Here is a 14,787-nt window from a genome sequence, read left to right as displayed (position 1 = left end):
TGAGAGGCAGAGGAGAACTAAGGTCGTTTCAGACGATCGTCTTCAACAGCTGCACGGCGGCGTTGACATCGATCGTGTCGTCATCGAGGCGGTCGATGATGTCCTCGATGTCATGCGACGGCAGCTCCGCCGCAGTGTCGAAGGTCTCGAGGTCGACTGGCGTCGTGCCGGAGATACCGGCCCAATACCTTTCCTTGGCGAACGGATAACCAGGCAAGCTCATGCGCTTGGGCTTCACATCGCCCCAGAGCAATTGCCAATCCACCGCTGATCCCTGCAGCCACGATTCCAGCTGCGTTTCCAGGTTGTCCGCGCCGATGCCGCGAGTATCACTTGCGCCCACCAGCCACGCGCGGAGCTGGTCGGTCAGTTGATCGACCGAGCGGACCACGAACCCGACGCGCTCCACCATCGCCTCGCGCCCTGTTTGCAGTGTCCAGGCCATGGACGCGAGATCGATGGTTGCGACGCTGGACTCGATGAACTCCAGCAGGTCGCGACCCTTTTGTTGCAACTGTTCAGGCGTCTTGGCCGATAACGGCACGACGACGGCGCGGTTTGCATGCTTGGCCTCCTGGCGAGTCGCCGGTAGATACTCCTCGACCACCATGTGAACGTTCGTGCCGCTGTGGCCGAAGGAGTTGATGGCGGCCATCCGAACCTCACCCGCCGGCTGCCAGGGCGAGCGCTCGGTGACGACATAGAACGGCGATTGCTCGAACTCGATGAGCGGATTGAGGGTCCTGAAGTTGAGCAGCTTCGGCAGCTGCCGGTGCTGCATCGACAACAGAACCTTGATCAGTCCGGTGACACCCGCTGCGGCAGCGGTATGCCCAACATGAGATTTCGCGCTACCCACCGCACAGTAATCTTGCTTGCCGGTGTAGCTCTTGAACGCCCTGACCAGCGCGTTCGTCTCCACCGGATCGCCGAGCTTGGTGCCCGTGCCGTGTGCTTCGACGTAGCTGATCCGCTCCGGATCGATCTTGAACTTGTCGTAAACGCTGCGGATCAACTGCTCCTGCGCGGCGCCGTTAGGCGCGGTGATGCCGTTGCTCGCGCCGTCCTGATTGATGCCTGAGCCCTTGATAACTCCGTAGATGTGATCGCCTGCGGCAATGGCATCGTCCAGACGTTTCAGTACGACCATGCCGACGCCTTCGGAGATGATCGTGCCATCGCCCGCCGCGTCGAAGGTGAAGCAACGACCGCTGGGCGACACCATCTCGATTTCGTCCAACCGGATTTGCGTCGTCTGGTTCATGCACGCATGTACACCGCCAGCGAGCGCAACGTCCGACTCGCGATTCCGCAGACTCTCACAGGCCAGATGGATTGCGACGCCGGAGGAAGAGCAGCCCGTGTTGACGACGAACGCCGGACCATTGAAGTTCAGTACATAGGAGAGCCGCGAGGCGATGATCGCTTCCGACAAGCCGGTGAAGGTGTGGCCCTGATAGCCCGTCGGCTCCGAGCCGACGAACACTCCGGTCTGCGAGCTCGCCAGCGATTTCGGGTTGTAGCCCGCGTCTTCGAGCGCATTCCAGCTCTCTTGCATCACCAGCCGCTGATGCGGATTCATGGACTCCGCTTCATGCGGCGAGATATTGAAGAACAGCGGATCGAAGCAATCTCGCTCGGCGAGCACGCCACCCCACTTACATCGGGTCTTGCCCTTCTGCTTCCTGGCGCTGTAGTTCGCCGGATCCAGATACTCCGCTGACAGCTCCGTGACGCCATCAACGCCGCTCACCAGGTTGTTCCAGAACTCACGCACGTTCTCCGCTTTCGGAAAGCGGCCCGACATGCCGATGACGGCGATATCGGTGTTGCTTGCAGGTGCCGCGCTCTCGCTTCGTTTGGCGCGACGCTTGGTGCTCACAGGAACTGCTGATCGCTGCTGCACTGGTGCGGCGATCGGCGTCGTGCTGGGCACGGGCAACGCACTCAGCTGCGCTTCGATCTGAGTCCCGAACGCCGCGAGGATGTGGGTGCTCAACCGCTCCAGCGACGGATACTCGAAGATGATCGCCGTGTTCAACGAGATGCGCAGACTGTCGTTCACCTGCTTGACGAAGTTGACGCCAAGGATGGAATCGATGCCGTAGTCGGAGAACGCGATCTCGGCGCCGATGCTCGCCGCTGGAACCTTCAAGGTCCTGGACAGGCAATCGAGAATGGCATCACGCACATGCGCACTGCTGGACACGACGGGCGCACGATCCGCAACGGCTAGGCGCACCGGCAATTGCACGGGGGCTCGCCGCTGAACGGCGACCGGCGCTTTGGCTACAACCGGCGCCGGCACGACGTGCTCGGTTCTTTGGCGAATGATCCCGTTGCTACGCGCGACGATGATCTGGTTGCCGAGCACGTGAGCATGTTCCGCCGGGAATTGCACCGAGCAGAAGCCCTCTTCCTCGAGCACACGTTGCCAGCTTTGCGGGTACAGGCCCGGGCAGCCGGGAATACGCAGCTCCGGATCCTGGAACAGCCACCACCCATCCAGCAGTGCAACCGTCAGATGCGCCGGCAATGCCTTGTCGCTGATCTCATTGAGCAGCAGGACGCCATTGCTACGCAACGCAGCCTTGGCATTGCGCAAGGTCTGCCGAATGTCTCGCGTTGCGTGCAAGACGTTCGTTGCAATCACGACATCGTAACTACCGAGATCCACGCCCTGCGCACCGATGGGCTGCTCGATGTCCAATCGTCTGCATACGATATAGGGATTGCTCGGGAGATAGTTTTCCTCGGCGTGCAGGAAGAACGCCTTGGACAGGTCTGTGTAGCAATACTCCTCGACGGCGCGCTGGAACGGCTGCAGCTTGGCAAATACAGTCGCCGACGTTCCACCGGTGCCCGCGCCAATTTCCAGGATACGCAAGCGAGTGCTCGGATCGACTTGCAGACGCTGCTGCAAACAGGCCAACACGGCGTCGGCCACGATGTCGTTGTACGTGTCCGCAATCGCGTTTTCTTTGTACAGCGCCGCCACCTTCTCCGTGGATGAGTTCGGGAAGATGATGTCGGTCGCCGCGACGTTGCCTTTCAAGATGTCCGGCAGATTGAGCAGGCAGTCGGTCACCAGCGCAGTGAGCGCCTTGGCGTATGCATCCTCGGTGTACGTGAACCGTCGTGTCTGCCACTCGTGCCACCTGGCCTTCGCATTCTTCGGATCCCAACGGACGATCGTGTCGTCGCGCAACTCGATGCAGCCGCGCTCGGCCAGCATTCGCAGGCTCTCGTTGACCCATGGAATGTACTTGTCAAGAATTCGGCAGCGCCCGAGCAGCTCGCGCACAGTGGCTGGCGCACGCGTCGGCAGACTGTGATCGCACGCCTCGACCAGGCGATTCAGCTGATAGATCAGCAACTGGCTGAACCAATCGTCCAGATCGCTGCGCTCCTGAGCTTGTATCAACGCAGCTATGCGCTCGCTGGGGAATTGGATCTCGAGATCCATCTTGGACGGCGCAACGGGCACGTCAGCCGCCAACGTGACGAGTTCCTCCGAGTTGCGGTTGATCAGCGGCTGCACTTCCTCCGACACTCTCATGCACAGGACCTGCTGAATCCTGCCCTGCTGAAGGGCGGCGACGAAGTGCTCGAAGCAGGCAAATCCTTCGTCATCGCTGAGCGAGCCAACGTTCTTCGCGCGCACGTCGTGATGGAGCTCCATTCGCTCCTTGACGAATGCTCGCCACGCGCCCCAGTTGATGGTGCCGACGGGAACTTTCGTTGTGCCTTGAATGGAGCGCGTGAAGCCATCAGCCGCGCTGATGCCGGCGGCGTACGCTGCGACGGTCAACGCACCGGAGAAGGAATAAGCTTGCCCGGACGAGAAATAGACCATGAAGTCCAGCGGCTCGTCGTGCAACGCCGCGTAGAACACCCGGCTGCCCTGCGTCTTGATCCCGACGACCGACTCGAACTGGGCTGCCGAAATCTGATCGATGGTGTTGTCGATGCCAAACACCATGCCCGAGAAGATCGCACCGTTGATCGCCTTGTACCGAACTTTGATCGTGGCGACAGCCTTGCGCATCGAGTCCAGGCTCAGCACGTCCGCTTGCAGGTAGTGCAGCTTGTTGCCGAACTCCGCGAACGATTGCAGCGCCCCGCGAACCTTCGGTGAGTCCCCATCGCTGCGGCCCAACCACACCACGGTGGCTCCATACTTCTGTATGAGATTCCGTGTGATGATGCGACCGACGATGCCGCTGCCGCCGACAATGAGATAGACACCGTTCTGTTTGATGGCGGCTGGCGCTGCCTGCCCCCAACTCAACTTCAGGAACGTCCCGCGGTACCGCTGGCCTGACTGGATCTTGAATACTTCGCCCCGATCGGAGGACGGTTCGCGATTGATCAGCGTGAGCAACTGCTTGGCACTGCCTGGATCGCGCAGGTCCTCGGTCGACAGATCCAGATTGCGCACTCGGAACTGATAGTTGCCCTGGGCCAGCGAATATCCTAGCCCCGCCGCGCCCGCGCCGGACCACTGATTGAGCTCGCCCGTCAGTGAATGGTTGTCGACCGTGAGGATGTAGGTGTCGACCTTCTCGCCAACCTTCTGACCCTGCTTCAGGGATTTCACCAGTCGCAGCAGCTGTCCTTCCGCCGCTTCCTCCACCGAGGTGTACTTCGCCTGCGAGCTCGACGCCAGGAAATACAGCGCATCGATCTTGCGGACGCCCTGCAACGCCGTCTCGAACGCTCGCGCGTCCCGCACTCCGCAGCGCCATTCGTTGTGGGCCAACTGCGCCGTTGTATCAGCCAACCGAAGCAGCACGACGTCTGCCTGCTGATCGTGCCGGTAGTAGTCGCGAATCGTCTCTTCAAATCCGTAAGAATCATCCCAGCAGACGATCAGGACGGTCTGGTGCGCTGTCGCCAGGCTAGGAACGACGGCCCGGCACTCTTCCCAGCGATATAGATAGCTGACGCCGTCCCACGCGGATCCGGCAGCCGTTTCGACTTCTGCATTAGTGCCCGGCGCAGTCCATCGCACGCCTCTCATCCATGCGCAGGAGTTTCCAGCCTCGTCGTACAGGTCGACATCGAGGGCCCGGTCGTCATCCGCTGCGTATCGGACCAGGGCGAACACCTGCTCCGGACAATGCGAAGCGATGGTGAACGAGTCCACCGAGATCAACCGCGTACCCGCGTCTGCGCCAATGAATGTCGTGCAGGCATGCCATGCGGCTGCCATCAAACTTGGATGGAGCACGTAGCCTTGGGCGCTAGCGTCCGGCGTGAGAGCGATCCGTGCCCGCAGACAATCGCTGCCACGGAAAACCTCTTTCAACGAGCGGAGTTCGTCAGCCTGCAGCTCTTCACGCGCCATCTGGCTCACGACTGCGGCAACATCGAGCCGCTCCGCATCGATCTTCCCGATCAGTTGGGCGCGACCACGCGCATGCACCACTTCGGTCTGGATCTCGAACTCGATCCCGTCGTCATCCGCCTCCAGATTGACTGTGACTTCGGTTGGATCCGCCACGAGCAGCGGTTGATCCCACTCAATCTCGCTCAAACAGATTGCTTCCGGAGCGCCATGATCCGAAGTCGCATGTACAATCGCTGCACGCGCCATTTCCACCAATGACAATGCCGGGAAGGTCTTCGCCGCGGGATCGAGGAAGGATTCCGTGCCATTGAAAATCGATTGGTATCGCTGCTGGCTGAGCAGCGACGCATTCCTGTGCACCAGCGGATGGATCGCGTCACTGTCGAGCGGTGAGTCCGCGACTGTGGCGCCATCAATCCAGAAGCGGTCCTTGGCGAACGGATATCCGGGCAGCTCGACGCGTCGCGGCTTTGCCTCGCCGTACAGCAGCTTCCAATCCAGCGTCAGGCCCTTCGCCCACCACTGCGCGAGCTTTGCTAGTTGTCGCTCTCGCAGCCACTTGCCGACCATGGTCGTGCGCACATCATCGTCCTGGTTGAAGAGTCTCATCTCTTCCTTGTTCTGCCTTGCCTGCCCTCGGAATGTGCTCGCGGTGTCGGATTCGCCCGCCACATACGCTTCCAGGTTGGCGATCAACTCGTCGAGTGAGCTGACCAGGAACACCACGCGATCAGCCATCGAATCACGTGCTACTTGCAGCGTGTAAGCCACATCGGCGAGGCGCAGCGTTTCCGATCGCTTGCGGATGAACACCAGTAGATCGTCGGCCTTCTGTTGCAGCTGGGTTTCATTCCTGGCAGACAGCGGCACGATGAACTTTTCGTGCTGTGGCCAAACGGACGCATCGAGCGGCAACGCCCGCACATGCTCCGCAATCACGATATGAGCATTGGTGCCGCTGAAGCCGAACGAGCTGACCGCGGCGCGACGTTTACCCTGATCTGCAACGTCCCAGTCCGCCAGGCTGTCATTGACATAGAACGGACTGCCCGCGAGATCGATGTGCTCGTTACATTGCGAGTAGTTCGCAGCGGGCGGCAACTTGCGATGCTTCATGGCAAGCAGAAGCTTCGCCACCCCTGCGACTCCGGCGGCGGTCAAGCAATGTCCGATGTTGCTCTTCACCGAGCCGAGGGCGCAGTAATCCTGTCGATCCGTGAATGGCTTGAATGCCGCTTTCAATCCGGCGACCTCGATCGGATCGCCGAGCTTGGTGCCGGTGCCGTGCGCCTCGATCAGCTGAATGCCGGCCGGATCGATCTGGAACTTCTCGTAGACGGATTGCAGCAGACGCGCCTGACTGTCCTCATTCGGCGCCGTGATGCCATTGGTCTTGCCGTCCTGATTCACGCCCCAACCTTCGATGACGCCCAGAATGCAGTCGCCATCGCGCTCGGCGTCGTCCAGACGCTTCAGCACGACGACGCCAACACCTTCGCCAATGACGAAGCCATTGGCGCGCTGATCGAACGTGAAACAGCGGCCATCGCTGGAAAGCATGCCGGCTTGCGACGTCATGACGTGCATGGAAGGGCCCGACATCACGTAGACACCGCCGGCCAACGCCATATCGCTCGACCCCGAGCTCAAGCTGTCGCACGCCTCGGCAATTGCGACCAGCGATGACGAGCATGCCGTGTCAATGGAGATACAAGGCCCGCGCAGATTCAGGAAGTAAGCGATGCGGGCCGCCAGAATCGAAGTCGCCGCGCCAGTGAAATCCTGTGCGCCCAACGGAGTCCGGCGAGGTAACTGATGATAGTCGCCGGCTGCGCAGCCAACGAACACGCCACAACGACTGCCGGACAGAGATTGCGAGTCATACCCCGCGTTCTCGATGCCATGCCAGCAAGCTTGCAGGAACACTCGCTGCTGCGGGTCCATGCATTCCGCTTCGGTGGGCGAGATGTTGAAGAACAGCGGATCGAATGCGTCATAGTCCGTCAACGCGCCGAGCCACTTGCTGTACGTCTTCCCTGCCGCCGCTTCGCCGGGCTGGTAGTACTCATCCAGAGGCCAGCGTTTGTTCGGGACTTCACTGATGCAATCGCGACCCGCGGCAATGTTTGCCCAGAACTCGTCGAGGTCGTTGGCCTTGGGGAACTGGCCTGCCATGCCAATCACGGCAATGCGCTGGGGAATGAGATTGCCCTTGGTAGGGACGATCGCCTGTCGACGCGCCGGCGCTTGAGTCAATCGCGACACGAGTTCCCGTCGCGCGCTCTTCGATGCACCGGGCCTGACCTTTACAGGCTCGACTGGGACCGACCGAGTCGGCGCCGTGGCTGGCGCCACTTTCGTCGTTTCCTGCACCACGAAGCGGCTCAGCTCCGCCAGCGTCGGATAACTGTAGACCTTGGTCGCCTCGATGCTCGTGCCGTAGCGATCGTTGATCTTGCGTATCCAGGTCACGCCAGTGATCGAATCCAATCCCAGGTCGGTGAACTGCACGCCTTCGTCGATGCCATCGGCCGGCATGTGCAGCTCATGCGCCAGCAAGTCCTTGAGGACCGCAATCACGTCGCGAAGATTCGTCCCCTCACTCGCGACAGGCCGATCCGATGTAGCGGCGGCCGGCAACGACAGCGAGCTCGAGAATTTCGTCTGGATATGCTCAAGGGTGTCGGCCTTACCCACGAAGGTTTGCTCATGCATCTGCACTTCGCGCCGGTAGACATCCTCTCGTACCTGGCGCAGAGCGTGGGTCCACTGGCGCTTCAAGGCCGTCAGTTGCTCACGCGGATGCTGAGCGATGGTTCGGGCCAACTCGATTGCACTCGACAAGACGTCCCGTCGGGGCGCAACCGAGACATGCAGTCCTCGGTCACGCAACTCATGGCCTGCAACCTCTCGCGCCGTCAGCAGAGTCTCGCGCGCGAGGTCATGGCCAATCTTTCGAGGGAAGACCAACGTCGCGCCCGCTCCCGGCGTGAAGCCGTAGCCCATGTAGGGGCTGTGAAAGCGACTCTCCTCGCCAAGTACGACCAGATCCGCAAACATTCCCAAGGACCAGCCTGCGCCGATGGCGTGCCCCTGCATAGCGGCGATCACGGGCAGCGGACAATTCAGCGCGATCTCGAAGATGCGCTCGTCGGTGAACTGCGCCTTGCCCTGCTGAATCGAAAGCAATGTCTCCTTGGTACCGCCGGCTGCGAAGTAAGTGTCATAGCCGGTCAGTACGACTGCTTTGCAAGCCGGCGACTGCTCGACGTACTCGAACGCCTGCTTCAGAGCGCTCAGCAGCGTTGCGGAGAACAGGTTCTTCGCGTGGCGATCGTGCATGGAGATCACAGCGACGCCATCGGCGTCGACGGTCACAGTCACGGCGTCGGAGTGTGGCGCCTTCGGCGCAGCGGCGCGGGAGACATTGGATTCCGTCGCTTGCCAGACAGGCAAAGCATCGAGCGCCTGCTCTGTGCGGCGGAATCGCGCCGTCTTCCAAGCCTCGACAGTCCCACGCGGCCATTGCGTCCAGAACTTCGCCAAGCTCAATGCTTGCGGAATAACTGTCGATGCTTCGGCGACCGTCACCGCGGCTGTTCGAGCCTGCAGGTCAGCTCCCGAGTAGCCACGGCCTGTCAAACAAGCCTCTTGACCGACCGACGCGCCCAACCGGGTTACGAACACCGCCGCAGCTTCGCGAGCCAACTCCGAGTCAGACCAAAGATCGTTCGCGCAGTAGCGGCCCTGGGCTCGGTACACGCAAGCGTCGCTCCACAATCCCAACAACCAGGCAGCGCCCTCAGCATTTTCGTTGAATGCCGTGATGACCGGCACCTTGCGGCCTTGTACCAATCGACGCAGCTCCAACACGGTGCCCGCGTCGAGCGACTCGCCCGATGCCAGAAAGCCGGGGTGAGCGCTTGTCAGTACGATCGCGCGATAGCCGGAGCATCGCTCGATTTGCTCGAACAGCGCCGTCAGGTCGGCGATCAATTGTTTGGTGTCGCTGGCGGACGCGCCGACCTTCACGACGGCAACACTCTCAGTCGAATCCTCGAGCGACAGATGCGCGACCGGCGACACGATGCTGGTGCAAGTTCGAGTGTCGAGTTCGGCTTGCTCTGTCGGATCCACCACCGTCAGCGCGTCAATAAGGGGCAACAGCTCGCGTGCCAGATGCTCTTTCAGTACACGGAGCGCAGTGTGTGACTTCTGCGCGAGGTCGGTGGCCAACTCCATCGCCCTGGCGTCCGCCTGTGCAGCCGGCACGATGGCACCGGTCCAGCCCTTCTGCAGCAGTTGTTCGCCTGTCCACGGGCCGCTGCGATACAAGAGTTCATCAGCCAGCACCTCGCCGAACCGCTCGCGGAAGAACCGATCTTCGTTGTCGGTCGGGAATAGCGCGAGGCGCGGGCTCGTGTACTCGTAATGGGCCTCCTGACTGGCAACCATCAAGTCACAGACGCTGGCCAACAAGAAGCCGCTGCCGCCAGCATCGCCCCGCACGGATGCGATCACTGGGAATGGGAATGACGCCACCGCGCTGAGTAAACGGCGCTCGACTGCTTGATTGCACGCCGTTCTGTCGCCCGACCAGCACTGGCCGGTTCCTTTGATCAGCAATACCTTCAGGGAGGCTTCCTGCCGGGCGACGCGCAGTGCATTCAACAGTGACTCAACGATAGCCGCCGCGGGCCGTGCATCGGACGCGAGCTCGATGGCAAACACGCCGCTGCCAAGGTCGAACAGCTTCACGGAAGGGCTTGACTGACCAGTTGCTGGTGCAGAGCTAGACGCCCCCGGATCGACAAGCGTTACGACCGCCCTGCCGGCAGGCTCGCTCACCTGCAGTTCGTCCGTTGCCGCAAGCGTGACCTTCCTCGCTTTGCTTGCGGCCGGAGCGTCGACTAAGTCGCTGCCTGCGGACGCCGGAGCAGTTTCGATCCCGAGCGGGATCTCTCGCGGCGTGGACAGCCCTGCAGGCGCTGACGCCTCGATACCCGCATCGTCAGACGCTTCATATTGCACACCGCACATCTGCACGCACACATCGCCGTGCTCGTTGCACAAATCAATGTCGACGCCCGTCGGCGCGCCGCGTCGAATCCAGATCACTGGATTATCGGGACACTCAACGAGCAAGCGCACAGACTCCATCGAGATCAGCGAAATCTTCTGACCAGCGAAGTCCGCTAGCAACGCCGACACGACGTTCAGCAATTCCGGGCGCAGCGCGTAATGCCCCTTCTCGTGGGCACTCAAAGCATCCAGGCGGATCGCCGCCATCAACTGCCCCTCGCCTTCATAACTGCTCACAACACTCGGCGGCAGCGACTGCGACCGCGCACGCAGCGCCGACTTGAGTTGTGCGATGTCGATCCCTGCCAGTGTCTGCTGAGTGGTGTAAACAGCCAGGCTCTGACAATGAACGATGCTCTCGCCACTGACGATCTCGACATCGACGCTGTGATCGTCCCTCGCCTGCAAGGCGACTTGGACGGTTCGATCGGGTGCCACGGCGATCGGCCGGCCCCATGCGATGTCACGCAGTTCCAGAGCGTCCGTCGGCGACCGACCTGACGCTGCAAACCCCACGGCCGCTCGCATCATCTCCAGCGTGATCCACTCAGATAGCTCATTCCGCTCAACGAACGACTCGGTTCCATCGAACGTGGATGTGTAGCTCTGTTGCAGAAGAGTCGACGTGTTCTTGTGAACCAAAGGATGCAGCAGCGCCGCCGTCGGCGCGGCCTTCGTGGGGGCCGGCAGCGCGAGCCAGTAGCGCTCTTTAGCGAACGGGTATCCCGGCAAGCTCATGAGCCGCGGTGTCTCGCGACCTTCGTAGAACTTGCTCCAGCTCAGCTCTACCCCGTTCACCCAGGACTCGGCCAGCTTCGACAGCTTGCCGTCCGCCATCCATTGCTCGACGACCTTGCGGAAATCCGCGTCGGTGCTGAACAGCGACAATGGCGTGCTGCTGCGTCCTGTCTGGCCCCGATACATACCATCGACGACGACGTCGCCTGCGACAAACTGCCGCAACTGTTCCGTCAGCTGCTCGATGGAGCTCGCCACCAATCCCAAGCGCTCGTCCAACGCTTCACGACCGATCTGCAGCGTATAGGCCAGCGAGGTCAGATCGAGCGCCTCTACTTGCCGCTCAATGAAGGTCAACAGCTCCCTCGCCTTCTGCTCCAGCTGCACAGCCGTCTTCGCCGACAAAGCGACGACCACTTGCGCAGGCTCGATGCGGCTGCCGGCAGCTGTAGCTCGATACTCCTCTACGATGACGTGCGCGTTCGAGCCACCAGCGCCGAACGACGAAATACCCGCGATGCGCGGCACGCGCCTTCCATCCACTTCCGGGCACGCCCACTTCCGCAGAGACTGGTTCACCACGAATGGCGTGCGATCGAAATCGATATGCGGATTGAGCTTGCTGGAATGCAGCGACGGCGCGATGAGCTGGTGCTTCATTTGCAGCAGCACCTTGGTCAGGCCGGCGATGCCGGCCGCCGACTCGCAATGGCCGATGTTGGATTTCGCCGAGCCAATCAAACACGAGCCCGCCTCTACTTCGTCGGCCTGCCGCTCGCCACGGAACGCATGACTCAGCGCCGTGATCTCGATTGGATCGCCGAGTTTCGTGCCGGTGCCGTGCGCTTCGATATAGCTGATATGACGAGGGTCCAGATCGGCGTCCGCCAGCGCCTGACGAATCACATCGGTCTGCGCCTGCGGGTTCGGCACGGTGTAGCCGTTGGTCTTGCCACCGTGATTCAGCGCGGACCCGCGAATGACGCCATAGATGATGTTGCCGTCCCGCTCGGCTTCCGACAGCCGCTTCAGAATGACCACACCAACGCCCTCGCCGGGAATATAGCCGTCGCCGCCCTCGCCAAAGCTCTGGCAATGTCCGTCGCTGGAAATGAACTGGCCGGCACTCAGCAACAGATACTTATTCGGATGAATGCTCACATTCACGCCGCCGGCGATGGCCAGACTGGTTCGGCCCTGACGCAGATCCTGACAGGCGAGATGAATGGCGGTGAGCGACGAGGAGCACATGGTATCCAGCGTCATGCTGGGACCGTGCAGATTCAGGAAGTACGAGACGCGATTGGCAATACTCGCAAAACTGCTCGAGACCGCCATGCGCTGACCGTGCACGCTGGCCTCGGCGCCAAACAGCTGATACTCGCTATGCATCGCGCCGGCATACACGCCCACGCGATCGTTGGGCAGGCTGGCACGCGTGTAACCCGCATCTTCGATCGCCAGCCACGCATGCTGCAGGAACAGGCGCTCCTGCGGGTCGATGCCCTTGGCCTCTTTCGGCGAGATATTGAAGAACAGCGGATCGAACTCGTCGACGCCCGCAATGAACCCACCCCACTTGCTGAAGTGACGGCCAGTCTGGGTGCGGTCTTCACTGAAATAGTCGCGCCAGTCCCAACGTCCCTTGGGAACCTCGGTGATGCAGTCCTTGCCTTCGCGAAGGTTATGCCAATAGGTGTCCAGATCCGGCGCTTCGGGATAGCGACCGCTCAAGCCGACGATTGCGATCGGCTCGGCACTCTGCGTCGAACTGTCGGTGCGACGATGCGAGGTGGCGGAGCTTCGAGGCGCGCTCGGCGTGGTCGATACTTGCGCGGCTTGAGTCATGGCCGGCGGCTGGAGGGGACGCTGCGGCGAGGCGCTCTTCGCAGCGAACAACGTCTCCAACTTCGCGGTATGCGAGCGAACGAAGTACTCCGCGAGTGCTTGAATGTTCTGATACTCGAACAGCAGCGTTTTGGACAGCGCGCCGAACGTTCGTTCCAGCGTGTTGATCAGGCTGACGGCCAGGATGGAATCGATGCCATACCGCTCCAGTCCCGCCCGCGGATCGATGTTGTTGGCCGGCAGCTTCAACAGCGTCGAGAACTGCTTTCGCAAATAGTCGCGAGTCTGCTCCAGCAGGTCACCGGAATCTCTGGCAATCGGTTCGATCGGCGTTGACTCGATCGCGGCGGCCTGTACCTGTAACGTCTGGGTAGCCAGCACGCGATGCAACTGCGCCACCTCGCCTTCCATCACGAGCATCTGATCGTGAGGTGACTGCAGACACTGATACAGCGCCTGAAGACCGGTGGCGGTTTGCATCGGCTGAATGCCGCTCGAGTCTCGCAACGTCTGCAGCGTTCGCTGATCGAGCGCCATGCCGCCCTCGGACCAGAACGGCCAATTGATGGACAGCGTTCGGCCACGCCGCTCGCCCGCCGCAACCCCGCGATTGCGCTGGGCGGCGAATTGATCCATGAAGCCGTTGGCCGCCGCATAGTCGGCCTGCCCGGCGTTGCCCATCACAGCGGCGATGGATGAGAACAGCACCAGAAAGTCCAGGTCGACATCGCGGCTCGCCGCATCGAGGTTGAAGGCCCCGGTGACCTTGGGTGCCAGGACTTCGCGGAATTCCGTCTGGGTCTTCTTCAGAATGAAGTTGTCAGCGGTCACACCGGCACTATGGATGATGCCATTGAGCTGGCCGTGCTCGTCGACGATCGCCGAGATGAGTTGTTCCACCTGCCGCAGGTCGCACACATCGACGCAACGATATTCGACGCGACTTGGATCGGCTGTCAGCATCGTCTTGACGGCGTCGGACGCCGAACGGCCTGCCAGGACGATCTTGGTTCGGGTGGTCTGCCGCAGAATCTCGCGAGTCAGGATCTGGCCCACACCGCCGCGGCCGCCCGTGATCAGGTAGATGCCTTGGTCTTTGAATGCAATGGGCGCCTCGCTGCCTGTAGCTGGTAGCGCGCCCCAGATTTGAACCTGCGGGACGCCGCTTCTATATCTAACAACTGCCCCGCTCGCGGCAGCAGCTTCCTGTCGAAGCGTCTTCGCCAACTCCGCGGTAGTGGTATCGGCCGGCACGACGATGCATTGCCCTACCAAACTGGGATTCTCCAGCGTGGCGGTCTTGAGCAACGCGGACAATCCCATCAGCACGCCTTGCTCGGGAACGTCCGGCAAGACAACGTGTACGAGCACTCTTTCTTGCGGCTTGGAGCGCAGGATGTTCTGTACTGTGTCGAAACAAGCCACGGCGTGATCGCTGTAGCTCTCCGCGATATTCGAGCGTGCCGCCGTGCCCAGCGATTGGCAGCGACTGCCAGCAACCAGGGTCTGCAGCTTGGCGGAGTCGACACCGGGCAGCTCGCACACCAGCACATGCTGCTCGGTGTATTGACCCGCAGTCCGCTCACTGGATGCTGCTGCATTCACGCGCCACTCGGGAGTCGCCAGCACAACGCCTGCGCTGCGGCTCTGCTGTTGCCGCTTGAGCGTCTCGATGATCTCCAGGGCCGCTGTCTTCGACAGCTTGCCCGCGGACAGATCCCGATAGATTTGCTGTAACTGCTGTTTCATCAGCGTTTCCATTCGCG

General features: G+C 61.4%; 1 protein-coding gene. It reads right to left on the bottom strand.

Features of this window, described 5'->3' with window-relative positions:
* Nucleotides 1–28: 28 nt before the first annotated feature.
* Nucleotides 29–14,770, bottom strand: a complete 14,742-nt coding sequence (locus tag D0550_RS20935) for an SDR family NAD(P)-dependent oxidoreductase (RefSeq protein WP_161965956.1) — start codon at nt 14,768–14,770, stop codon at nt 29–31.
* Nucleotides 14,771–14,787: the final 17 nt, after the last annotated feature.

This window comes from Steroidobacter cummioxidans (genome assembly GCF_003104955.1).
Note: the sequence above shows the minus strand (reverse complement) of the source record. Positions and strands in the feature narration are given on the sequence as shown.

Bases quoted from the DNA above. Each gene is read 5' to 3' on its own strand.
- D0550_RS20935 (WP_161965956.1), bottom strand. From the start codon at position 14,770: ATGAAACAGCAGTTACAGCAAATCTATCGGGATCTGTCCGCGGGCAAG.